We start from the raw sequence: 23,498 nt of genomic DNA on the forward strand, positions 1-23,498 counted from the left end.
GTCATTGATCCCGTCATCCCATGAGCAACAGCACCCACCGCGTCCAAGGCCTCAACAACGATGAGGTGGCCGCCGACTGGCCCGCCATCACCGACCGCGAGATCACCTGGCTCAGCGAACGCTTCGCGCCGCTGGCGGGCGCGTGCCGGCTGCTGTGGCACAGCCCGCGACCGATGTCCGCCGCGGCCATTGTCGAGAGCGACGCGGGCCGGGTGTTCGTCAAGCGCCACCATGGCAGCGTCCGCACCGCGGCTGGCCTGGCCGAAGAGCATCGTTTCATCCAGCACCTGGCCGATCACGGCGTGCCCGTCGTCGAGGTACTGCGTGACCGCGATGGCGCCACTGCGGTGGAGCACGAAGGGTGGACCTACGAACTGCATGGTGTGGGCCATGGCCAGGATCTGTATCGCGATGCGCCCTCCTGGACGCTGTTGACCGACACCGCGCAGGCGCACGAAGCAGGCCGGATGCTGGCCAGGCTGCATCTTGCATCGGCCAGCTACCACGCGCCCCAGCGCAACACCCACCTGCTGGTCGCCCGCGATGACCTGATCCGTGCCGCCGATCCCATCGCCGCCCTCCAGACCGGGCTGGACGATCGCCCCGGGTTGGCGGCCTATCTTGCGCGCCAGGATTGGCAAGCCGATCTGCAGCGGGCGGTGCTGCCATGGCATGACGGCCTGGCCGAGCGGCTGCAGGCCGAACCGCGCCTGTGGGCGCACAACGACTGGCACGTGTCCAATCTGCTATGGCGCCAGGACGGCAGGTCCACCGTGGTCGATACCGTGCTCGATCTCGGGTTGGCCTCACCGACCAGTGCCTTGTTCGATCTGGCCACCGCCATCGAACGCAACGCCATCGCCTGGCTGGCGCTGGAAAGCGGCGAGGCGGCGGTGCGCGTGGATATCGCGCTGGCCCTGCTGGCCGGCTACCGCGGGATCGTGCCGCTGTCTGCCGAGCGCGTACACCTGCTGGCCGATCTGCTGCCGATCGTGCAGCTGGATTTCGCGCTCTCGGAAGTGGAGTACTTCGAGGCCGTGACCCACTCGCCGGCCAATGCCGACGTGGCGTACCACACCTTCCTGCTGGGGCATGCTGACTGGTTCAGCAGCCCGGCAGGGCAGGGCCTGCTGAAGGCGCTGCACGCCGCCGCCTGAGGGCAGGCTCGCAAATCCGTACGGTTTGTAGTGAAATAGTCACAGAAGCGGGGGTGCCTGGCGAAACCAGGCTGAGAGAGTCCCTTGGAACCTGATCCGGTTTGCACCGGCGTAGGGAGCTTTGAGCAGCAGGCATACCGCCGTGATGGGTCGGTGCGCGTGCGCGCCTTCGCTTCGTCTCCCCCAGCTGATGACGAATCGAATGAACCGTTGCTTCCGCCCCACGCTGTTGTCCGCCGCCCTCTGCGCTGCGCTGCCTCTTCATGCCAACGATCTCGCGGACGCGCCCGAGCGCTCGCCGACAGAGCTTGCCGCCGTGCGCGTGCAGGCTCATCAGCCGGCGGCCACCATCACGCAGACCAGCAGTTTCGGCGCGGGTGACTGGAAGAGCACCCCGGCGTCGGTGAACGTGCTGGATCGCGACCTGCTGGACAGCCGCCAGGTCCGGACGCTGTCCGAGCTGGCCAGCAACGATGCCTCGCTGGGCGACAGCTATGCACCGGTCGGTTACTACCAGAACATCGCGATCCGCGGTTTCCCGCTGGATACCGGCACCGGGTATCGCTTCAATGGCTTGGCCATCACCGGCGAGCAACGCCTGGCGCTGGAGAACATCCAGTCGGTGGAAATCCTCAAGGGTGAGGCCGGCCTGGCCGCCGGTGTAATGGCCCCGGGTGGCATCATCAATTACGTGGGCAAGCGCCCGGCCGAGGTCCGCAACGTCACCCTCGGCACCGATTCGGAAGGCTCGCGCTACACCGCGGTGGATCTCGGCCATTGGCTGTCGCCGCGTTTCGGCGTGCGCTTCAATGCCGCTTGGGAAGACACCGATTCCTACATCGACCATGCCGACGGCCGCCGCAACTTCTACTCGCTGGCTACCGACTGGCTGATCGGCGAACGCGGCAAGCTGGAAGTGGATGCCAACTACCAGACCAGCGCGCAGCGCTCGGCCTCGGGCTATCAGCTGCTGGGCGCCACCGAGCTGCCGCGCGGCGTGGACCGCAAGCACCTGCTGGGCTACCAGGCCTGGCAGCGACCCGTCGGCATCGACAGCACCAACCTGACCGCGCTGCATACCTACGATTTCAGCCCGAGCTGGCAGTCGCGGGTATCGGCCAGCTACAGCCGCTCGGTGATCGACGACAACGTCGCCTTCGCCTACGGCTGCTACTACGCCGCCGGATGCGCCGATGGCAGCGTGCCGGGCAACTACTTCGCGCCCAACGGCGATTACGACATCTACGATTACCGCAGCCCGGACGATACCCGCCGCAACCTGGAATTCCGTGGCGAACTGCGCGGCAGTTTCGCCACCGGCGATATCCGGCACGAGCTGAGCGTGGGTGCGGACCGTTTCGAGCGCACCGTGGACAAGCGCCGCAACGTCAACGAATACGTGGGCACCGCCAACATCCACGATGCACAGGTGCCGCAGTTCGAACCGTCGCCGCTGATGCCGGGCCCGTCCGCGCGGCGTCTGGACAGCGCGCAGACGGCGGTATTCGCACTGGACCGGATGAGCTTCGGCGATTGGCAGTGGCTGGCCGGTGGGCGTTTCGTGCGCCTGGATGAGCGTGCCTACGACAAGCGTGGCAACCCCGAGCGGCACAGTCGCCTGTCGCGCTTCCTGCCGCAGACCGCGCTGGTCTGGAAGGCCACCGATGAGCTCAATGCCTATGTGAGCTACGTGCGGGGCATTTCGCTCGGCCAGGAAGCGCCGTTCTGGACCTCCAATGACGGCGCGTTCCTGCCCGCGGTGCTGTCGCGCCAGACCGAAGTGGGCGTCAAGTATGTGCCCAGCGATGCGCTGACCCTGGGCGCGGCGCTGTTCCGCACTTCGCAGCCATTCCAGTACGCCAAGCCGGATGGCAGCGAGGCGGGCTACACCTTCGTCGAAGAAGGGCAGCAGACCCATACAGGGCTGGAGCTCACCGCGCAGGGCCAGCTGACCGAGCGCCTGTCGCTGAGCGCCAGTGCGAGCGTCCTGCGTGCCCGTGCACGCGATGCCGGCACGCCGGAGTACGAAGGCCATCAGCTGATCAACGTGCCCAAGACGCGCGCCACCGTGCATGCGCAGTACCAGCTGCCGTTCGTGACCGGCCTGGGGCTGACCGGTGGTTGGCGTTACGCGGCCTCCAACGTGGCCACTGCCGATGGTCGCGTGAGCGCACCGGCCTACAGCGTGTTCGACGCCGGCCTGCGCTTCAAACATCAGGTGGGTGAGCATCCGGTGACCTGGAATCTCTCAGTGGACAACCTGTTCAACCGCTTCTACTGGCGTGACACCGGCAGCAGCTCGGGTGACTACTACCTGTTCCCGGGCGCGCCGCGTCAGGCCCGGTTGTCGGTGACGTTCGAGCTATGAACCCAGCGATCCTGGAATGGGCGGCGGCTGGTGTCAGCATGCTCGGCGTGTGGCTGATGACGCGCCGGGTGCCCCTTGCCTGGCCGGTCGGTCTGATCTCGGTGGCACTGTATGCGCTGGTGTTCGCCGAGGCGCGGCTCTACTCGGACACGCTGCTGCAGATCGTCTTCGGCGGCTTCCTGGTGTACGGCTGGGTGCGCTGGCGTGGCCAGGTCGAGCACGATGGTCGGGTCGCGATCATGCCGCTGGCGCGGGTGGCCATGTGGCGTGACCTCGGCATCGGCGTGGCCTTCGGGATTGCGCTCGGCGCGGCGATGCACTTCCTCACCAATGCAGCGTTGCCGTGGCTGGATGCAATGCTGGCTGCGTTGAGTCTGGTCGCCCAGTGGTGGCAGGCGCGGCGTCACACGGCCGCATGGTGGCTGTGGATCCTGGTCGACGTTGTCTACGTGGGCATGTACATGGTCAAGTCACTGCACGTGACCGCCGTGCTGTATCTGGTGTTCGTCGGCCTGGCGGTGATGGGCCTGCGTGCATGGACGGTGGCGCGCAACGACGCGCTGCTCCACAACGTAGAAGGGCGGCGCGGATAAACTCCGCGCCGCCCTTCGTCACCTCAGGCCTGCACTCGGCCCGGCGCGGTCAGAACCGCGCCGTGGCACCCACGAAGAACGTGCGTGCGCCGCCGTCGTAGTCGTTGCCTTCTTCGATGGTGGAGACGTCGCCCAGGTTGAGCACGCCGGCACGCAGGGTCAGGCTTTGGTTGACATCGAAGCCGGCGACCAGGTCCCAGGTAGTGTAGGCCTTGGCGAAGGTCGAACTGGAGGTGGACACCAACTGTTCACCGATGTGCTGCGCGCTCAGGTTGAGCGACCAGTCATCACTGACCTGCCAGTCCAGCGAGGTATTGGCGGTGAGCTTGGGCACCACCAGCAGGTTGGAACCGGTGGTGCGGTTCTTCGATTCCAGCATGCGCGTGGCGTTGGTGGTCCAGGTCAGGTGCTCATGCAGCGGCACGGTGATGCTGGCTTCCACGCCGCGGGTGCGGGCTTTTTCCACGTTCTGCGCCACCGTCCACCAGAAGCCGTTGACGAAGCTGCTGGTCTGGCCGGGGATATCGCGCAGCGGGACCTGCTGGATCTTGTCGTCGAAGTCGGTCAGGAAGTAGGTGGCCGAGGCCAGCCAGCCGTTCTTGTCGAAGCCGACACCGATCTCATAGTTGGTACTGGTTTCCGGCTCCAGGTTCGGATTGCCGGCCATGTAGCAACCGGTGGTGCCATCGGCGCTGACCGAGCGGCTGGTCCAACCTTCCACGGTCAAGGCGGTGCAGCCGCGGCCGCCGGACTGGGTCGCCGCGCCGGCCGTGCCCTGCTTCAGCGTTGGCGCGCGGAAGCCCTGCGAGACACCGCCACGAACGGTCCATGCATCGGACGGATGCCAGACGCCGTAGACGCGCGGGCTCAGGTTGTCGTCGTAGTTGTCGGTGTTGTCCCAGCGCAGGCCGACAGTGAGGATGAACCGCTCGTGCAGGGTGATGTGGTCTTCAGCGAACAGCGCCCAGGAATCGGCTTCGCTGGTCGGGGTGATCCGGCCGGTGCCGGTCCAGGTCACCGGCACGGTGCCGATGGTGTCGCTGTTTTCCAGCTCTTCGCGCCTCCACTGGCCGCCGATGTTCAGGCTCTGCTCGAAGCCCCAATGGAAGCTGCGGGTGAACGCGGTATCGAACACCGTCTCCTTGGAGTGGTTGCCGACGGTGCTGCCCTTGTCTTCGTAATCGTTCTGGACGAGCGTGGTCTTGGAGGTGGCGGCATCGCCATAACGGCCATCATGCTTGATCGCGTAACCGGTCTGTACCAGCTTGGACAGGCCCCATGCGCCGACGTCACCGGCACCGCGGTTGCGTTGCTCGCCGCGCGAGGCTTCAAAGCCCACGGTGTGGTCATCGTTGACGCGCCAGTTCAGCAGCGCGTTGGCATTCTCGGCCTTGTTGCCCGGCGTCTGATACTCGCCGCGGTCCGATTCGCGGTCGGTCACGTTGGCACCGATGCGCAGGCCCAGGTTCTGCGTCAGCGGGCCACTGAACAGCCCGCCCATCTGCAGCGTGTTACCGCGCGTGGAGGAGTCGGGCTTGCTGTAGTTGTAGGTGACCGAGCCACCCCATTCGTTGGCGATCTTGCGGGTGATGATGTTGATCACCCCGCCCATCGCATCCGAGCCGTACAGCGAGGACATCGGCCCGCGGACCACCTCGATGCGCTCGATCATGTCCGGCGAGAGCCAGTTCAGATCCTGCGGACCCAGGTCATCGCGGTAGTTCACGCCGGAAGAATTGCCCTGGCGGCGACCGTCGATGAGGATCAGGGTGTACTGCTCGGGCAGGCCGCGCAGGCGGATCTTGGACTGCGCGCCAGACAGTGCATAGCCACCGGTCACGCCGGGAACAGTGCTCAGCAGTTGGCCGATGCTGCTGACCGGCTTGCGTTCGATCTCCTCACGGGTGATCACGCTGATGCTGGCCGGGGCGTCCTTGATCCACTGCTGGGCGCCGGTGGCGGTGACGACCACGGTATCCATCTGGCGGGGTGAGGCGGCTGCATCCGCAGCGGCGTCGGCATGCGCATGGCCGGCCAATACCAGACCAATGGCGACGGCGAGCGTGGCGCCGGAACGACGGGAAGAAGGGGAGGGGTGCGACATCGCGAAAGTACTCCATGGCTATGGGAGCCCGCTGGCGATGGCTGGGGACGTCCGTGTGGGGGTTTCAAGTAATCTTAACAATCGTATCACGAACCATTCGCATTTGAAATGTAGCGATACACAGCGATATCGACGGATGCCGTTATTGCTGTGCGGGATCGATCACGAGAAACCCATGACGGCCGTGCGGCTCACTCCACAACACTCAACTGCCGGGCAAGGCTCGGCCGCAGTGCCAGTTTGTGGGTGATGCTGGTGATGGTCCGGCGCGGGTCGGTCGGGTGCGGCCGGGAGGCGGTGCTGCTTCTTCCCTGGCGCCACAGCCCGAACATCACGATCTCCGCGCCCACCGGGAAGGACTTCAGCCATGCGGCATCGGTGTGCCCGACGCTGACTTCGTAGAAATCCCGGCGGTCGGTCACGCCGGTGTGCTGATACTTCGGGGCACAGTTGAGGAAGGTGACACCATGGGGATCACCGGGCTGTGGCGTGCGATGTGACCGCACCGTCCCGAGCAGGGCCAGCGGCAGCTCACTGGATGCGGCGCCAAGCCGTTCCCATGCTGCGTCGTAGCGTTCCTGCCCGTAGAGGAAATTCGCCCAATCGACCCGCTTCTTGCCCAGGCGCAGGGTCAGCTGCGCGGTCAGCAGCGTGTCGTCCTCGCACATCGCCTGCAGGATCAGCAGGTCGGTGAGGGTGCGCAGGTAACCGTCGAGCGGTGCGTCTGCCGGGACAAGGGTCGGCCCGGCGCTGCCCCGCTTCAGGGCCTGCTGGAGGATCAACAAACGCAGCTCATGCCGGCCATCGCCCAGCGCAGGCAGGAACTCGGGATCGGTTCCGCTGGCGAGCAGGGTCTGCAGATGTGAGGGAGCGTTGTAGCGGCACCCTGGCAGATGCTCAGCCCCCTTGTTCAACGCGATGTACGCAGGCACCGCGGCGGGAAGGGCACCGTCGGCACCGCTCCTGTCGTGCGCCGGGACGAATCGGACCGGCACGTTGCAGCCATCGCAGAGCAACGTGGGCAGGGTCTGCTGCGCGTCATGGCGCTTCTGCAGGTCGGCCAACCGGTGCAGGGTGCCGTGCGTTCCCACGGCCTTGCGCATCTTGATTCCGCGACTCATCTGCAACCACTGCTTCGTTCAATGGCGACCATCATAGTCGCTTGGATCAATTGCCCTGCGTCGCGAACCGCAGTGCCTGCTCAGCCCGGGTAGGAGGGGAAGCGCTGATCCGGGTGCGTCTTCTTCCATTCGGTGTGGGCCACGGTGCCCTCCCACGCAAGGAACGCACCGGGAATGCGCCCGCGGCCGGACCAGGTGGCACCGCTGTGCGGCAGCCAGAAGCGCGGTGGCAGTGCTTCGCGGGGGATCTTGGCCGGTTTGGCGCGCGTGGCGGGGCTGGCCGACCCCGCGCTCGCTACGGCAGCCTGGATCCTGCGCTGTTGTTCCGGGCTGAAATCGGCGTAGGAGGAGGTGAGCAGCAGCAGTGCGCGCTCGAACGCCTCCTTCGTGGCGGCCCGCAGCAGCGCGCTTTCGTCCATTCCCGATCGCGCGACCGCAGCTGCCAAGGTGGCTTTCATCTTTGATGCGGAGGAGGCGGTGGAGGGCTTACGGGGCATGGGATTCCTGAGAAGGAGGGACGGACGGAGGGCACGATAGCAAATGCCAGCGTGAAGCCATCGGTTTGCGCAGGTTTACTCGTCGATCCTGTTGCCGCTCAGCAGCAGGCGGGCCTGCGACTGCCACCCGCCAATGAACAGATCCGGCTTGCCATCCCCATCCAGATCACCGCGCGCCATGCTCCAGCTGCGTCCCACCGTGGTGCGGGGGATCACCGAGGCAGTGACGTCGGTGAAGTTGCCCTTCCCATCGTTCTGCCAGGCGCGAACCTGCAGCGGCACGAAGCCGGGTACCTCAATCGCGCTGACCACCACGTCCGGATGGCCATCCTCGTTGAAATCCACCACCGTCCCGCCCCAGCTGGAGAAACGATGCGCGGGCAGACGTGCGGCGGTCTCATCCTTGAAACGGGCGTCGCCTTGATTGATCAGCAGGCGCGTCTGCGGATTCTTGTCCCAGGCTTGGTTGTTGCTGGTGAGGTTGAAGAAGACCAGATCCAGCCGCCCATCGCCGTTCGCATCGAACGCATGGACTTCGCGCGTCTCGGTGGGAATCTGCGCTCCCAGGCGATCGGTGGCATCGGTGAAGCGGCCGCTGCCATCGTTGATCAGCAGGCGATTGATGGGATCCTGGCTGGCAATGGCCATGTCCAGATCGCCATCGCCATCCAGATCGGCCAAGGTCATGCCTTGCGCCTGCACGTTGATCGAGGGCAGGTGGGTGGTAGTGGCATCGATGAAGTAGCCCGGGCGTGCGCGGTCATTGAGCCAGAGGAACGGTTGCGCCACACCGGGTTTGCCCTCCGTCGTGTTGCCCACCACGATGTCGGGCAGGCCATCGCCGTTGACATCGCCGATGGCGACGCCGTTGGCCTGGCTCATCGCAGGAAGGCGCTCGCTGACCCGTACGAATCCACCCTTGCCGTCACCCAGGAACAGGTTGTGCTGCTCGGTGTCTTCAGCGATGAACAGCACATCGATATGGCCGTCACCATCAACATCGGCCACGCGTACATGCTCGTTGTCGCCGGTGATCGTGCCGAACGCATCCGGCGCCTGTGTGAGCTTGCCGGTGCCATCGTTGAGATAGAGCCGGTTGGCGCCATTCTCCACCGCCACCGCGACATCCAGATCGCCATCGCCATCGGCATCCAGCAACGCCGCATCCAGTGCATGGAGGTCCGCGTCGGGGGGAACGTGGGTGGCGGTGACGTCGGTAAACACGGTGCCCGACGGTTGCGACGGGCCAGCGCACGCCGTGACGGAGACACCGAACAGGGAAGCGGCGAGGGCGAGGGAGGGGATCGTTGAGGGCATGCGGCTCGGGCTCCGAAGCGGTCGTTGAGTGCGCCCGTTGCGAGGGACACGCATGCCACTTTAGGGGCGCTGGCGTCGGCTTGGCGCGACGGCATGGCCCCACCAAGCTGTACTTTCGCCAAACTGAACAGGGGGCGGTTCATCCGCGGGTGCGCAATGTTCCGGCAATCTTCGGCCACCAGATTCGATTCCACACCGATACGTTTGGAGGATCCAACGATGCTCACCTCAACCGCTTTCAGCTTCCGTGGCCTGGCCTGGCCATGGCACTGGCTCTGACCGCTGGCGTCATCGCCGCGGGCGATGCCTCCGCGCTGTCGCGCAAGGACAAGAACACACTGGTGGGTGCCGTCGTAGGTGGCGTCGCGGGGCACGTGCTCTCCAACGGCGACCCGATGATGACCGCAGGCGGCGCAGTGGCCGGCGGCGCGATCGGCAATGTGACCACCAAGGATCGCCGTGACAACCGCGACTATCGCTATGACCGCGATCGCCGTTATGACCGCGACCATCGTTACGAGCGCACCAGCCGCCACGATCGTCGTCACGACCAGCGCCGTTGGGACCATGACCGCCGCAACCACAACCGCGGCTGGCGCTGATCGGAGCAGAGCGGAACCCTGCCGCGGCCACCGATTCGGGTGCATGCCCCCCGTTCCGTTTAAAGGCGCGCGCTGATGCCACCGCAGTGATGCGGTGAGTGGCATGACGGTCATTCGCCGCGCGTTGCCTCAAAGCGGTAGGGATTGCCCTGATCGGCAAAGTGCAACACATAGCGCGCAATGCGTGTCTTGCCATCGGACAACACATAGTCCACCTGCAGGCCGTGTCGAGGGTGTTCCTGCTCAGCACCGAGGTAGGTGTTGCTCGGATAGCTGAAGCCGTCATGGGGCGCTTCCCGTATGGCTGCACAGGTGGCAAACAGCGGCGGCAGGGTGTACAGGCGCTCACCATGCAACAACAGCACCGCTGTGTAGCGGACGGCTGTGCCACTGCTTGAGTAGCGCATATCCAGGCAAACCGACGTGCCGCGCTGCCAGGCCGTTACGGCGGTCAGGTTCTCCGGGTCGATCGGCGTCTCGCTGCGCCACTGTGGTGACGCCAGGTTCACGGCGCGGCTCAGGGGCCAGCGCCGCGTCCCCACCATCAACGTTTGGCCATCAAAGGCAACATCGAGGCCGCCCTTGGGCGGCGTCATGGGCAGATCGCCGGGCGTGGTCCACAACGGTTGGTCGTACCGGCGCAGCGCCTGGTGCATGGAGGTCACCCAGATGCAGTGCCGGGGTGATTCCGTGCAAGGCATGGCCAGCGACGTTCCCGATTCCGGAAACAAGGCACCGCCGAGCGACCGGTAGAAATCGCCATAGTTGGTAAAGAAAACAGGTTCGGCCTGGGCCGCCGCCGGCAGGCACACGCTCAGCAGGACAGCCAACGCACGGGGGAGGGGGGACATTGTGCATTCCATGCGGGTAGTGGCATCCAGGATCTTGGATCTTGCGCAGTGCAGGCGAACCCGCGGAAGTGAGCGGGCACAGGATGATCAACGAGGCATCGACGATCCGCAAGGCGGGGTGCCGCGGCGCCCGTGCTCACCGGATAGGGTGGCGTCCAGTCGGGCGCGCGTCTGCTCCTGGCCGATGACAGACAGCGCAATCGGCGTTGCACAGGGGTTATTCAAGCGATTACCGCATCTGTTCGTGCGATGCCCTACCACTGCCAACGCATGCCCAGCTTTCCGTTCCATGATGATTCTTCGCCATCGAAGCTCCACGTGTAGTCAGCATCCGCGAAGAGATAGCCGACGGCACTCACCTGCCAGGTGCCGCCGACGCCAACTTCACCCCAACTGTCGCCGAGGTCGGCGGTGAAAGGTACGTAGCCGCGTGCACTGGAAAATTCAGTGGTTGGCGAACCGCTGAACTGGTGCCAGGCATTGGCGCGGATCCACCAACTTGTCGCTCGATCACCTGAGTCTGCCGCTCGCTGGCCGAGCCGGCTCAGCCGTATTCCCAATCTGCCAACGCTAGCGTCGTCATCCCTGTATCGTACCCGCGCGGTCGAGTCGACAAGGTCGTCCAGCGCGGTCTTCTGCCAGATGACCTGGGCTTGCGGCTCCATGCGCCAGCCTGGCTTCGACATGTCGCCGATTCGTTCCGCGCCCAGCAACCAGGGCCAGCCCACTTCCACGGACGCCAGCACGCCGGTCCCGTTGGTGAATATGTCCGGCAGCCGGGTGGATTTGGCTCGCATGTCATACCAGGTGTACTGCGCCACCGAGTCCACATAAGCACCACGGGGCGAAAATGCTGTCCAGTACGCGCCGACGGTGCGCGCGTCGAATTCGTCGGTGCCGGCATGGAAATCGTAGTCGAGCAGATTGTGCCGCACCCTCCCGCGCGCCTTGCCGTAGGCCAGGTAACCACCGGCATGCTGATGGCTGCCGTCCTCGCTGATGGAACGGTAGAGGTCTACGCCCACTTGCAGCACATCAAACGCGTAGTCGAACCCAGGCCCTCTGCTTCCATATATGCCCTGGTTGCCTCCGTCGCGTTCGCCGTCGTGGTGCAGTGCCCTGACCCACGCGCCGCCAACGCCAGCATCGCGTGAGGAGGCTCCGCGCTGGCTCAGCAAGTGCTCATCGCCCACCCGCTCATGCAGCGTGTCAACAACTGCGCGCGCGTAGATGGCTGCCATGGAGGGAAGGGCAGCAGCCAAGGACACTTCTTGCCGATATGCCGGCGGCACGGGGGGCTCGGGCGGTGGCGGCGGCGGATCCGGTGGTGGCACCGGCGGCGGCGGAGGAGGCGGAGGAGGAGGCGGTGACGGGCATGGGGGCGAAGGCGCGCCCGCGGCCCCGCAGTCCAGGGTGGAGCGTAGGTACCAGTTTTCGGCCGAGCTGCCGTCAACGCTGCCCCGCCGCAGTCCATACTCGTATGGCCCGGCCACTACCGGTGTCGTGAGCGCGAACGCTGTGCCGCTGGTTGACCCACCATTGACCGCATCCACCACGAGAATGCCGTTGCCGACGGTGACGTCGCCGAGCCCACCTGCATTACGCGCCACGAGGATCGAGCTACCGGACGCGGCGCCACCGTCTATCACCAGCCGGTCGGACGGTGACCCGTCACCGCCCAGAAGCGTGTTTATCTCCAGTGTGCCGCCGACGCCGGCGTAATTTCGCGTGGTCAGCGTGGTGCCGGGCAGTGCGTCTGCACCGAAGATGATCCGCCCAGCATTGGCAACGCCAGCGACGGTCTGTGAAAAACCGTTGAGATCAAGCATCGCGGCAGCTGCGACGGTCACATCCGTGTTGGGGCTGAAGGTACCTGCCGCACCGGCCTGCAGTACCCCCGCATTGACGCGGGTGTCCCCACTGTAGGAGTTGGCCGTGCTGCTCAACAGGGTAGTGCCGCTGCCGATCTGGTCGACCCCACCGGTACCCGATATCGCGCCCGCGAATGCGCTCACGTTGGACCGGTTGAAGACAAGCAGCCCATTGTTGGTGATATCGCCCACAAGCGCGCCCGATGTGCCGCCATTGCCTATCTGCAACGTGCCGGCCGAGATCGTGGTGCCCCCGCTGTATGTACTTCCAGCGGTCAGAACCGTGGTTCCGGTCCCGACGTGATTGACGTTGCCCGTGCCAGAGATGGCGCCGGTGAATGTATGTATGTCGCTCCGGTTGAATGCCAGCGTACCGTTATCGGTGACGTCGCCGACGATGGAGCCGGCCGCACCGCCATTGCCAAGCTGCAATGTGCCCGACGCGATTGTGGTACCGCCGGTGTAGGTGTTGTCGGCAGTCAGGATGGTGGTACCGGCCCCCAACTGGTTCACCACACCGGTGCCTGAAATCACGCCGCCAAAGGTGTAGACGTCACCCCGGTTGAACGCAAGCGTCCCGTTATCGGTGATGTTGCCGACGACCGATCCGGCAGCACCGCCGTTACCCAGCTGCAAGGTGCCACCGGAGATGGTGGTGCCGCCGGTGTAAGCCTTGTCGTTGGCGAAGATGGTGGTCCCGGAAAGAACGCTGACCGCGCCAGGGCCGTTGATGGCGGGGACAAACGTATGGTCGGCTGCGGTGTGGTTGAACACAAGCAGGCCGATGCCAGGGCCAAACTCGACGGAGGTGGCAGCCAGGGTCCCTGGCGCGGCGGCTGCTGCGCCGGCCTGTGCACCAATGTTGACAGTGCCCCGACTTCCGGTGCGTGCAGCCACGTAGATGGAGCTGGCGCTGGCAGTTGCACCGTCAGCAACGGTGAGCGCACCTGTACCGAACAGGCCGACATAGACACCGCCGCTGTTGTTCCAGTTGGTTTGAGCGCCAATCAGTGTGACCACGCCAGAGCCGGACGCGCCATTGCCAATGAACACGTTCCCATTGTTGTTGACCGTCCCGCCGTTCTCAATCGCGAGCGTGCCCGAACCGGCGGTTCCTACGCGCATGCCGGTTGTCTGCACTACCGAGCCAGAACCATTCACAGTGACTGCGCCCGACCCATTCGCGTTGCCACCAATATCCAGGAAGCTGGTGGAGACACTTGCTCCGTTCAGGACCGCGAGCGTGCCCCTTCCTGCACTGCCTACCGTGATGCTGGCAGTGTTGGTCCGCCAGAGTGAGCCCGGCCCGTCAATTGTCACGGTACCTGAGCCAGTGGCGCTATTGCCAACGAGCCCGCCCGCCGTGCTGACGACTTGGGCGCCGCCCTGAATACTGAGTGTGCCCGTTCCAGCATTGCCGACGATGAGGGCATTGCCTGATGAGTTCCACGCGGCGTTGAGGCCGCTTACGGTCACCGCGCCATTCCCGGTCGCCAAGTCCCCAATCGTGTTTCCAATTCCGTTGAAGGAGAAGCCACTAACGACTGTAGCGCCTCCCTGGATGTCCAAGGCTCCGTCGCTGGAGTAGCCGATGGTCAGCCCTCCAGCGGTGTCGTTGCCAATTGGCGCTGTTGCTGGAGAATTGCCGAACAGGACCTGGTCGATTCTGCAGCCGCCGGTCTGCCCTGCGCAGGTTGAAACCTGCGCTTGGGCCATATCCGAACTGAAAAATATGGATAGCGCGATGAGTGCTGCAGTAGTGTCCGACCACCGCAACAAGTTACGTCGTGGGGCACAGCCGAAACCGATACCAACGCCAACAATGTTGGAGATCGAGGAGGATGCTCCGTCAATTCTCATGATTGCTCTCTCCGATCGCTGGCATCTGGCCGGGGGCAATGGCCGAGAATGGCTGCCGAACCTTCTCCCCGTCTTGCTTCGTGTGTATCAAACGGTGGCGCGACCGCTTGCTCAGTCGGAAAGCCGCTGGCGGGGGAGTGGGCGAGGTGCAACGCCCCTGTTTGGGAGGCCAAGCTGTGAGGCTTGTCATTGCGAACAGCCATGCAGCCTCTCCAATGAAGAGCAGCGACAGACCGCCGCTGGCAGTACTTCAACTGCGTGCAGGTTGTCACCAGTAATGCGAGTCTGGCGATGCACCTTTCGCTACACAACCGCAATACTTGCGAGCAGCCGCCAGTAAAACTACTGCGCCGCTGAGCAGGACGCACTGCCTGAACCGCTCAGGCAATGGCCGGCGGCACGGGACGTCCACGTCGACTATTCGTGCGAGTAGGGGCCTGCACCATGGCTGGCTGTTCTTCGGAAATGGCCGTACGGCAACAGCCATGATGGCGCCGCGAGGATTAGAATCGGCAGAAACCTGACATGCAACTGTCCGAAGCAGACCTGTGTCGTGTCGCAGATCATGTCCGGCAACCCGCCGTCAAGGAGACGCGCCTGCAATGACTAGGATGTCCATACGCACTTTCCGTGCAGCTGCGATTGCCGTTGCTGGCCTGATTCCGTTTGCGGCTTCGGCTTCGGCTGCGGTGCAGCCGCCGGGGTTGGAAGAAGCGCTGCGACGCGTGGCGACGGTCGCGCAGGTGCCCGCGTCGAAGCAGGCGGCAGAAGCACTTTGGGGAGTGCCGCTGGATGCCCCTGTGGTGCTGCATGACCGCGTCACCGGAACGAGTTGGCGTCGAAACGTCGCCACGGGGGATGTGGAGTCTGTCGTTCTGCGGAAGGATCAGCCGCCTGCGAATACATGCATTGATATCGACGGGGCCTCCAACGTGCTGTTGATTCTGCCGCTGCCTGCGGACAACGACGGACTCGCGACCCTGTTCTGGCATGAACAATGGCACTGCGTGCAGGCCATGTTGGGGCTTTCGGCTTCCGAAGGCGATACAGCGCATCTTGATGGTGAGCTTGGCCGGATGGCGTTGCGGTTGGAGATGCGTGCGTTGGCGCAGGCGCTGTCCGCGTCCGATGATCGTGATGCCCGGCCGCATGTCGCCGCAGCGCTGCAATTCCGGGCACTTCGTTCTGCGGGCTCGGCGTCGGGCACCCGGGTGCTGGGCGAAGAGGCGAGGGTTGAACGCAATGAGGGCCTTGCCGAGTACACGGGCCGCCGGGTCGCGGCGGCTGCCAATGGGGGGAACATGGTGCCGGCGTTGGTCAAGTCTCTGGCTGCAGCAGATGCCTCACCGAGCTTTGTCCGATCGGCGGCGTACGTGACCGGGCCGGCGTACGGGATGTTGCTGGATCGGCGGTCGCCGCACTGGCGCAGCGGGCTGTCGCCCGCGTCTGACCTGCCGGCACTGCTGGCCGAACAGCTGGGCACGCCGCTCAGCGCGACCGGGGCGGAAGGTGTCGGTCGCCGTTACGGGATGGACGAGGTACGTGCCCAAGAACATGAGCGCGCCAGGATCCGTGAGCAGCGCAGTGCCGGGTATCGCAAGCGGTACCTCGGTGGGGATGCGGTTCGGCTTCCACTGAGTAAACCGTCCGCGTCGTTCGATCCGCGCGCGCTCTTTCCCCTGGACGAGGTCGGCACGGTGTACACACCGCTCACGGTACGTGACGAGTGGGGCGAGCTGACGGCGGAATCGGGTGCGCTGATGTCAAAAGACTGGACACTTGTCACGCTGAGTGGCGGTGAGGTTACCGGTAGTGCCTCCAACTGGACTGGGCCGGGCTGGACGCTCGTTCTCAACGCGGGCTGGCGTCTCGAGAAGGAATCAGATGGCTGGCGTTTGACGAATGTGCAGGGCGGCGATGTCCACCGGTAGTGAGGCTCGGCAGCGATGAGAGGCTTGGTGGCGACCTACCGCATCTCCACCACCACCTTGCCCTTGGCCCGGCCACTCTCGACATGGGCCAAGGCGCTCTGGGTCTCCTGGAACGGGACGACCCTGTCGATGACCGGACGGATCGCACCAGCCTCCACCAGCGAGGTGATCTCGCCCAACTGCTGCCCACTGGCCCGCATGAACACGAAGGTGTAGGTCACACCCTTCTGCCTGGCCTTGCTGCGGATGCCATGGCTGAGCAGGCGCATCACCTGCTTGAGCGGCCAAGCCAGTCCGCGTGCCGCAGCAAACGCGGGCGTGGGTGGCCCCGAGATGGAAATGAGATGCCCGCCCGGCTTGAGGATCTGCAGCGAGCGGGTCAGTTCATCCTTGCCGAGGCTGTTGAGCACCACATCGTAGTCACGCAGTTCCGTCGCGAAATCCTGCTGTTTGTAATCGATGACGACGTCTGCGCCGAGATCCTTCACCCATGCGACGTTGGCGGTACTGGTGGTGGTGGCCACGAAGGCGCCCAGCTGTTTGGCCAGCTGGATCGCCACCGTCCCGACGCCGCCGGAGCCGGCCTGGATGAAGACCTTCTGCCCGGGTTTGAGCTGGGCGGTTTCGACCAGCGCCTGCCATGCGGTCAGTGCGACCAGGGGCAGCGAGGCGGCCTCCACCATGGTGAGGTTGCCGGGTTTGAGCGCCACCGAGGCAGCATTGACCGCAATGAACTCGGCGAACGTGCCGATGCGATCATCGTCGGGACGGGCATACACCTCATCGCCGGGTTTGAAGTGGTGCACCCCGGCGCCGACACTTACCACCGTGCCGGCCATATCGTTGCCAAGAATCAGCGGCAGGCGATAAGGCAGGATCAGCTTGAACTCCCCGGTGCGGATCTTGGTGTCCAGCGCATTGACGCTGGCCGCGTGCACGTGGATGAGAACATCGTCATCGCGCAGCGGAGGCTGTGGGGCGTCGCCGATGCGGCCGGTCTCCTTTTTGCCATAACGGTCGATGAGGAAGGCTTTCATGGGCGGTGTGTCTCTGGTTGAGGGGTGCCGTCGGGCTGCAGGGCAGGGAACGTGGTGGGGCGCATCAGTTATCGAGGAACGCTAGCGCGTCCCGTACAAATTCAGCGTGATACTGGAAAATCCCGCCATGACCGGCGTCGTCGTAGAGGACCAGCGTCGCATCGGGAATGCGGTGCGCCAGATCGCCACTGTTGGGCGTGGGGACCATGATGTCGCTGCCCCCATTCGCGATGAGCACCGGGATACGGATGTCACCCAGGTTCTGGGGCGATTGCCTGCCCCACGCGGTGATCGCCTTCAGTTGCCGCAGGAACGCCCCGGGTGAGGCTGGCCTGTCGCGATCATTCGTGCGTTCCTTCAACCGTTGCAGGAACGCGGTGGCCGCCTGTCGGCTGCGGGCGCTGGCGGTGAAGAACAGGTAGTACTTGGGATCGCGCCGCGTCACCAGGCCTTTGAGGATCAAGGGCCAGGACACGCGGCCCACCCGGTCGATACCGCGGCCACCCGCCGGCCCGGTGCCGGTCAGGATGAGCCGACGCACCAGGTCAGGCGCATCCAGCACCACCTGCTGCGCAACGAAGCCACCGAGCGAGAAGCCGAGCAGATCGACGCGACCCAAGCCCATCGCGCGAATCAGCGCGATCGTGTCCTGCGCCATTTCCGCGACGGTTACCGGTGCTTTGCCACCTGATCCTCCAATGCCACGGTAGTCGATGGCGATGACCCGATGCCTGCTGGCCAGGCCATCCACGATGCGCGGGTCGAAGTTGTCCAGCACCGCGCCCCAGTGGTTGAGCATGACCAGCGGGATGCCGTGCTGCGGCCCCAGTTCGCGGTATGCGAACCGGGTGCCATCGACCTCCAGCGAGCGGGTCGGTGCATTCTCGAACGAACGTCTGGAGTCGGGGAGCGTGCCGGAAAGCGTCATGGTCGCGTACCTGTGGGGTCAGGGTTTCACTCGGTGGGGCGATAGCGTTCCGCCGCCTGCGCCTGCCGGATGTCCGAGAGCAGGCCCTGACGGGCGGCCTCCAGCGTGTCCCAGCGTTCGGCCACATGCAGCGGTGGAATCGTGACGGTCTCGCGGCGATCAAAGCCGACCAGCGCCGCATCAACCAGCTCGCCGACATCCATCACCTCCGACAGCGTGTTGATGTCGATACCGGCCCGCTCCCAGATCTCGGTGCGCGTCGCCGCGGGCAGCACGGCCTGCACATAGACGCCCTTGGGCGTCAGCTCCAGGCTCAGTCCCTGCGACAGGAACAGCACGAAGGCTTTGGTCGCACCGTAGACGGACATGCCGAACTCCGGCGCCAAGCCCACCACCGAGCCGATGTTGATGATCGCGCCTTCGCCAGCGCTGGCCAGCCGTGGTGCAACGGCAGCGGCAAGGCGGGTCAGGGCGAGGGTGTTCAACGTGATCAGCTGTTCGATGCTGTCGGCCGACTGCTCGGTGAAGCCGCCGGATTGGGCGATGCCCGCGTTGTTGATCAGGATGCCGATGCGGGCATCGTCGCGCAGGCGGGTTTCAACGGTGGCGAGGTCGGCGCGCTGGGTGAGGTCGGCCGGAAGTACGTCGATGGCAACGCCGGTGTCGTGGCGCAGGCGCGTGGCCAGTGCGTCCAGCCGCCCCGTATCGCGCGCGACCAGCACCAGATCGTGGCCGCGGCGCGCGAAACGTTCGGCGTAAACGGTGCCGATGCCGCTGGAGGCGCCGGTGATGAGGACAGCAGGGAGCAGGCTCATGGTGTGTCTCTTGAAATGTAATGGGGGAACGGGGATGCAGCGCGGCAATGGCAACGGAGTTACTGCGCGAGCGTGTCGGTCAGGCCGGGGTAGTCGGTGTAGCCTTCCGCGCCGCCGCCATACAACGTGGCCGGGTTCAGGGCGTTCAAGGGCGCGCCGGTTTTCAGGCGTTCGACCAGATCCGGATTGCTGATGAAGGCACGGCCAAAGGCGAACAGGTCGGCCTTGCCACCGGCGAGATGCGCGTTGGCCAGCTCCAGGTCATAGCCGTTGTTGGCCAGGTAGGTGCCGGTGAAACGGCGGCGCAGGCCGTCGTAGTCGAACGGGGCGACATTGCGCTGGCCGCCCGTCGCGCCTTCGACCACATGCAGGTAGACGACGCGCAGCGCGCTGAGCTGATCGACGATGTAGTCGTACTGCCGCTGCGGATCGCTGATGGGCGCGATGGCGTTGGCCGGCGAGACCGGCGAGAGGCGCACGCCGGTGCGATCGGCGCCGATCTCAGCGGCTACGGCCGCAGTGACCTCCAGCAGCAGGCGTGCACGGTTTTCGATCGAGCCGCCGTAGGCATCGGTGCGCTGGTTGGCGCCGTCCTTGATGAACTGTTCGAGCAGGTAGCCGTTGGCACCGTGGACTTCGACACCGTCGAACCCAGCGGCGATCGCATTGGCGGCGGCCTGACGGAAGTCGTTGACGATGGCCGGCAGTTCGTCGATCTCCAGTGCACGCGGCTCGGACACATCGACAAAGCCGTTGTGGACGAAGGTCTTGGTCTGCGCCCGGATGGCCGAGGCGGATACCGGCGCGGCGTTGCCGGGCTGCAGATCCACGTGCGAGATGCGGCCCACGTGCCACAGCTGCACGAAGATGCGCCCGCCGCGCGCGTGCACGGCGTCGGTGACCTTGCGCCAGCCATCGATCTGATCCTGCGTGTAGAGGCCGGGCGTGTCCTGGTAGCCCTGGGCCTGCGCCGAGATCTGGGTGGCCTCGGTGATGATCAGGCCGGCCGAGGCGCGCTGGGCGTAGTAGGTGGCGGCGAGCGGACTGGGCACCAGGCCGGCACCGGCGCGGTTGCGCGTCAGCGGGGCCATCACGATGCGGTTGGCCAAGGTCAGCGGGCCAAGGGGGTAGGGCTGGAAAAGCGTCGAGGTCGTCATGGTGGATGCGGGGTCGTGATCGTTGAGGGGCGCGCGGGCGGGCGGGCAGGCAGTGCCGTCGCCTGGAGTCACTCAATGATGATGACCGTCATCTTAGATGTCAACGGTTTGATGATGATGGTCATCTATCCGTGGTAAAATGCGCGTCTATCGAGGCAGAACGTCAAGAGACAACCCGTCATGAAGGTCACCAAGGCACAGGCGCAGGCCAACCGGGCGCACATCGTCGACACCGCCTCCACGCTTTTCAGGGAGCGGGGCTACGACGGGGTGGGCGTGGCAGACCTGATGGCGGCCGCGGGCTTTACCCATGGCGGCTTCTACAAGCACTTCGGCTCCAAGGCCGACCTGATGGCGGAGGCGGCGAGCTGCGGCCTGGCGAAATCGGCCGATGCCGCGGCCGACATGGACCTGGCGAGCTTCATGCGCTACTACCTGTCCCGTCAGCATCGTGATGCGCTAGGGCAGGGCTGCACCATGTCGGCGCTGTGCACCGACGCGGCGCGTCAGCCGGATCCGGTCAAGGCGGCCTTCGCGGCAGGTATCGAGACGCAGCTGGCCGTCTCTCCCTACCCGGAAGGGCATGCCGACGGCCCCACGTCCGAACAGGCACGTGCGCGGCGCATCGCGTTGATGGCCCAGGCGGTCGGCGCGATGGTGTTGTCCAGGTCCTGCCCGGACGACTCGCCGCTGGCGGACGAGATCCTGGATGTGTGCCGGGCGGATGTGCTGGCGCGGCTGCCTGGTGTGCCCACCGGCTGACGGGTGCTGGCCCAGATCCGCAAAGCGCAGCACGTGGCGTGCGCTCAGTGATGAAAAAGCGTGCAGGTTGCCGCGCGCTGGCCTCACTGCTTGGTTCGCCTGACCGGGCCTGAAAATCGGACGCTGCGTCTTTTACCACGCCGGTGGCAGCCCATCATCACGCTCCCTCTACGTCTCCCAGCTTCAACTGAATGCCGGTCATGGCGCTGGTGAAAAGGCCGCTATAGTCCGAACACCCCAGACAAAGGAGGCACTGCAATGTTTCTGACCACAAAACAAATGACGACGGCGCGTACGCTGGCTGTGGCAATCATCGCTACCGTAGGCCTCAGTTCCTGCGCCACGTACAAGGACGAGTTCGCAACGATCAACTCACGCCTTGATCAACTCGACACGAAGGTGCAGGGCGCGGCCCAGAGCGCCGAATCGGCCAATCAATCCGCGCAGCAGGCCAACCAGCGTCTGGATCAGATCGAAGGCCGTGTGCAGCAGCTCGAACAGGCGCCCCGCCGCAAGCCACGCGGTTGATCGCTCGTGCTCCGTGTGTGAGCAACGTTTGAATCGACAACGGGTGGCCTACGCAGGCCACCCGTTGTCGATGATCGTGCAATCGTCATTGCAAGGAAGTGTCCCATCCGTACGCACTCTTACCCCGTAGTCCTGGCCCTTCGCGGCGCACTGACCATGGCGCTGGCGCTGGCAAGCATCGGCGTGGCAAACGCCGAGGATGCGGCTGCGCAGCCGACAGCCGCTGTCGATGAACTCCCGCCAGGCCAGGAAGTATCCAACACCGTGATCGAACTCGCGGGCTGGGTTGTTGCCACCAAGGACAGCCAAGGCTATCCGTTCGCAATCATGGACAAGGCCGCTGCCCAGGTGCTGGTCTTCGATGGCGAGGGCCGGCTTCGCGGCGCGGCGTCCGGGCTGTTCGGCTCGGCCCCCGGTGACCACACGGCCCCCGGTATTGCCGGTCTTGCGCTTCGCGAGATTCCGGGTCGGGACCGTACGACGCCTGCAGGTCGCTTCGTGGGCGGCTACGGCCCGTCGATCGATGCCGGTCGCGTGCTGTGGGTGGATTACGAGTCCGCCGTCTCCATCCACCCGACGGCGATGGGCGTCCCGGCCGAAAGGCGCGTGGAACGTCTGGCATCGCCCTCGCCGGACGACAACCGCGTTACCCATGGCTGCATCAATGTGTCGCCAGGGTTCTACGAGCAGGTCATCCAGGCGACATTCGAGCGGGGCGGGGTGTTCTACGTCCTGCCGGACAAAGCATCGATAGCGGAGACCTTCCCGGAGTTCGCGAAGAGCCGTGCGGCGGCGCAGGGCGACGAGGGAACCCGGGCTGGCCCTGCCGGCAAGTGAGAGGCGCATCGCATCACGGTGCATGCCGTTCGAAGTGAGCTTCAAGCACGTTGATGTTTCCCTCGACGACGACAGCAGCCACGTAGCCATCCGGCCGGATCAGCAGCCACTCACCCGGCTCCAGGTGGGGGTGACGCTGGACCAGGCATTGTTCCGGCTGCTGGTGGTGATCGAACGCGTCGGGCCGGAGCCGTAACGGTACCCGCGCGTCGCAGGGCATCTGGACCCCGCTGTCTGAACCTCACAAGGCATCACCAATGAAGGGATTTCTGTTGATCGGGATGCTGCTCGCAGTGTCTTCGAGCGCCCATGCCATCGTCGTCCGTCATGACGTGGATGATGCGCAGTACCGCGTTTCCGCCACCGAGTTTCCCGCCCTCGTGGACATGCCCGGCGAGGGCCACGGCGCGTTGATCGCACCGCAGTGGGTGCTGACTGCCGCGCACACGCTGCCGATGCAGGCCGATCTCAAGCAGGTGATGATCAACGGTACTGCGCGGGAGGTCGAGCAGGTGGTCACCCATCCCGGCTACAGGACACTGCCGCAGACGTTGATCGATCAGGCCATGGCCAGCGGTGAGGCGATGCTCATCGTGGTGTTTCTCGCCTCGGGCGATGATGTTGCGCTGATCCGGTTGAAGGCGCCGGTCACCGATGTGGCGCCGGTGGCCCTTTACGGCGACAGCGACGAAGCCGGTCAGATCGCGAAGATTCTGGGAAAGGGCGCCACGGGTACCGGCGCTACGGGGCATTCGCCCAACGGCCCCAACCGCACCGAGCTTCGCCGCGGGTTCAACCGGATCACCAGTGCCTACGACCGCTGGCTCTGCTATGTCTTCGATGCACCACCCGAAGCGCTGCCGCTCGAGGGTGCGCTGGGCAACGGTGACAGTGGCGGGCCGGTGCTCATCGAGCACGATGGCCAATGGCTGCTGGCCGGGCAGGGGTCGTGGAAAGTCGTCCAGGGCAATGTGCTGACGGCCCGGCCCGGGCGCTATGGTCAGGTGACCTGCAACGTGCGCGTGAGCCACTATCGGGACTGGATTCAACGCGTGATGGCCGGGCCGTAGCGTGCGACCGGTGACGATTCGATCCAGGGGGCTGCGCTTTCAGTGCGTCACGTGCGGGCCATCCGTGGCCGACACGCGGCATGCTGGGTAGA

20 protein-coding genes and 1 riboswitch are annotated in these 23,498 nt (G+C 65.2%); of the genes, 10 read left to right on the plus strand and 10 right to left on the minus strand.

What is annotated here, in order from left to right:
* Positions 1-20: 20 nt before the first annotated feature.
* The 3 genes from ACE026_RS01035 to pnuC all read left to right on the plus strand — a co-directional run bounded on the left by ACE026_RS01035 (position 21) and on the right by pnuC (position 4,118).
* The gene (locus ACE026_RS01035; RefSeq protein WP_486037177.1) at positions 21-1,157 is read left to right on the plus strand and encodes a phosphotransferase enzyme family protein; all 1,137 of its coding nucleotides are present in this window, start codon (positions 21-23) and stop codon (positions 1,155-1,157) included.
* 39 nt (positions 1,158-1,196) lie between these two features.
* A riboswitch (TPP riboswitch) is annotated at positions 1,197-1,292 on the plus strand.
* Positions 1,293-1,359: 67 nt separating this feature from the next.
* Entirely contained in the window at positions 1,360-3,525 is a 2,166-nt protein-coding gene (locus tag ACE026_RS01040; protein ID WP_486037179.1) for a TonB-dependent receptor, read from the plus strand.
* Positions 3,522-4,118, plus strand: a complete 597-nt coding sequence (gene pnuC, locus ACE026_RS01045; RefSeq protein WP_486037181.1) for a nicotinamide riboside transporter PnuC — start codon at positions 3,522-3,524, stop codon at positions 4,116-4,118. The genes ACE026_RS01040 and pnuC overlap by 4 nt, the downstream gene beginning before the upstream one ends.
* A 49-nt stretch (positions 4,119-4,167) precedes the next feature.
* Here pnuC and ACE026_RS01050 read toward each other — a convergent pair whose 3' ends face one another.
* The 4 genes from ACE026_RS01050 to ACE026_RS01065 form a co-directional block, all read right to left on the minus strand.
* A complete protein-coding gene (locus tag ACE026_RS01050; RefSeq protein WP_486037183.1) occupies positions 4,168-6,222 on the minus strand; it encodes a TonB-dependent receptor domain-containing protein in 2,055 nt (684 codons plus the stop codon).
* 191 nt (positions 6,223-6,413) lie between these two features.
* Positions 6,414-7,343, minus strand: a complete 930-nt coding sequence (locus ACE026_RS01055) for a hypothetical protein (protein ID WP_486037185.1) — start codon at positions 7,341-7,343, stop codon at positions 6,414-6,416.
* A gap of 80 nt (positions 7,344-7,423) precedes the next feature.
* Entirely contained in the window at positions 7,424-7,840 is a 417-nt protein-coding gene (locus ACE026_RS01060) for a hypothetical protein (protein ID WP_486037187.1), read from the minus strand.
* A 75-nt stretch (positions 7,841-7,915) separates the two neighbouring features.
* Positions 7,916-9,157: an FG-GAP repeat domain-containing protein gene (locus ACE026_RS01065; RefSeq protein WP_486037189.1), complete on the minus strand. Its 1,242-nt coding sequence runs from the start codon at positions 9,155-9,157 to the stop codon at positions 7,916-7,918.
* A 263-nt stretch (positions 9,158-9,420) separates the two neighbouring features.
* Here ACE026_RS01065 and ACE026_RS01070 point away from each other — a divergent pair, with 263 nt between their 5' ends.
* The gene (locus ACE026_RS01070; protein WP_486037191.1) at positions 9,421-9,759 is read left to right on the plus strand and encodes a glycine zipper 2TM domain-containing protein; all 339 of its coding nucleotides are present in this window, start codon (positions 9,421-9,423) and stop codon (positions 9,757-9,759) included.
* 110 nt (positions 9,760-9,869) lie between these two features.
* On the opposite strand, the gene ACE026_RS01075 is transcribed toward ACE026_RS01070, so the two are convergent.
* Both ACE026_RS01075 and ACE026_RS01080 read right to left on the minus strand, forming a co-directional pair.
* A complete protein-coding gene (locus ACE026_RS01075; protein ID WP_486037193.1) occupies positions 9,870-10,610 on the minus strand; it encodes a hypothetical protein in 741 nt (246 codons plus the stop codon).
* Between the two features lie 254 nt (positions 10,611-10,864).
* Positions 10,865-14,341 (minus strand): autotransporter family protein, encoded by a 3,477-nt coding sequence (locus tag ACE026_RS01080; protein ID WP_486037195.1) that lies wholly within the window; start codon positions 14,339-14,341, stop codon positions 10,865-10,867.
* A gap of 602 nt (positions 14,342-14,943) precedes the next feature.
* Between ACE026_RS01080 and ACE026_RS01085 the strand changes: the two genes are divergently transcribed.
* Positions 14,944-16,272, plus strand: a complete 1,329-nt coding sequence (locus ACE026_RS01085) for a hypothetical protein (protein WP_486037197.1) — start codon at positions 14,944-14,946, stop codon at positions 16,270-16,272.
* Between the two features lie 35 nt (positions 16,273-16,307).
* Here the strand turns inward: ACE026_RS01085 and ACE026_RS01090 are convergent, their stop codons facing one another.
* The 4 genes from ACE026_RS01090 to ACE026_RS01105 form a co-directional block, all read right to left on the minus strand.
* The gene (locus ACE026_RS01090) at positions 16,308-17,309 is read right to left on the minus strand and encodes an NADP-dependent oxidoreductase (protein ID WP_486037199.1); all 1,002 of its coding nucleotides are present in this window, start codon (positions 17,307-17,309) and stop codon (positions 16,308-16,310) included.
* A 64-nt stretch (positions 17,310-17,373) separates the two neighbouring features.
* Positions 17,374-18,237: an alpha/beta fold hydrolase gene (locus tag ACE026_RS01095; RefSeq protein ID WP_486037201.1), complete on the minus strand. Its 864-nt coding sequence runs from the start codon at positions 18,235-18,237 to the stop codon at positions 17,374-17,376.
* Between the two features lie 26 nt (positions 18,238-18,263).
* Positions 18,264-19,052: an SDR family NAD(P)-dependent oxidoreductase gene (locus tag ACE026_RS01100; protein WP_486037202.1), complete on the minus strand. Its 789-nt coding sequence runs from the start codon at positions 19,050-19,052 to the stop codon at positions 18,264-18,266.
* A 59-nt stretch (positions 19,053-19,111) separates the two neighbouring features.
* Positions 19,112-20,209, minus strand: coding sequence for an alkene reductase (locus tag ACE026_RS01105; protein WP_486037204.1), 1,098 nt, complete (start codon positions 20,207-20,209; stop codon positions 19,112-19,114).
* Between the two features lie 180 nt (positions 20,210-20,389).
* Here ACE026_RS01105 and ACE026_RS01110 point away from each other — a divergent pair, with 180 nt between their 5' ends.
* The 5 genes from ACE026_RS01110 to ACE026_RS01130 all read left to right on the plus strand — a co-directional run bounded on the left by ACE026_RS01110 (position 20,390) and on the right by ACE026_RS01130 (position 23,406).
* The gene (locus ACE026_RS01110; protein ID WP_486037206.1) at positions 20,390-20,971 is read left to right on the plus strand and encodes a TetR/AcrR family transcriptional regulator; all 582 of its coding nucleotides are present in this window, start codon (positions 20,390-20,392) and stop codon (positions 20,969-20,971) included.
* 258 nt (positions 20,972-21,229) lie between these two features.
* Positions 21,230-21,499, plus strand: a complete 270-nt coding sequence (locus tag ACE026_RS01115; RefSeq protein ID WP_121037094.1) for a hypothetical protein — start codon at positions 21,230-21,232, stop codon at positions 21,497-21,499.
* A gap of 156 nt (positions 21,500-21,655) precedes the next feature.
* Entirely contained in the window at positions 21,656-22,336 is a 681-nt protein-coding gene (locus ACE026_RS01120; RefSeq protein WP_486037209.1) for a hypothetical protein, read from the plus strand.
* A gap of 22 nt (positions 22,337-22,358) precedes the next feature.
* Positions 22,359-22,532: a hypothetical protein gene (locus ACE026_RS01125; protein WP_486037211.1), complete on the plus strand. Its 174-nt coding sequence runs from the start codon at positions 22,359-22,361 to the stop codon at positions 22,530-22,532.
* A 61-nt stretch (positions 22,533-22,593) separates the two neighbouring features.
* Positions 22,594-23,406, plus strand: coding sequence for a S1 family peptidase (locus tag ACE026_RS01130; RefSeq protein WP_486037212.1), 813 nt, complete (start codon positions 22,594-22,596; stop codon positions 23,404-23,406).
* Positions 23,407-23,498 lie beyond the last annotated feature (92 nt).

The organism is Stenotrophomonas sp. AGC87 (genome assembly GCF_057333975.1).